The 493-nt window shown below is 41.4% G+C and carries 1 protein-coding gene; it reads left to right on the forward strand.

Features of this window, described 5'->3' with window-relative positions; genetic code table 11:
• Positions 1-493: transposase (locus DV872_RS26265; RefSeq protein WP_147283294.1), on the forward strand; the 493-nt coding region annotated here is incomplete at both ends.

Raw genomic sequence — 493 nt, forward strand, 5'->3', positions numbered from 1 at the left:
TATTGTGATTCTCTCCCTTTCTATAGACACGAGAGGATCTTTAAGAGGCTGGGTGTCGATATCAGCCGGACAAATATGTGCAACTGGACAATCAAAACAGCCTTAAAATGCTCAGATCTTATTGATCTACTGAAAGAGAGAACCAGAGAAGGTCCTTTGATCAACATGGATGAAACCACCGTACAGGTTCTAAAAGAATCTGGTAAAAAAGTTGATTCAAAATCTTATATGTGGGTAACGGTAGGCTCAGACTCTGGAAACAAGATAGTACTATTCAATTACTCAAGAACCCGAAAAGAGGAAATGGCTGTAAAGCTACTAGAAGGATTCTCAGGATCTATCCAGACAGATGGTTACGCCGGCTATAATGCAGCCACACGGAAATATAATCTTTGGCATGTAGCCTGTCTTGCCCATATCAGAAGGAAATTTGTAGAAGCAGCCAAGGCAACAAAGAGTGGCGGACAGGCGAATAAGGCTATAAAGTACATCA

Source organism: Oceanispirochaeta sp. M1 (assembly GCF_003346715.1).
GTDB lineage: Bacteria > Spirochaetota > Spirochaetia > DSM-2461 > DSM-2461 > Oceanispirochaeta.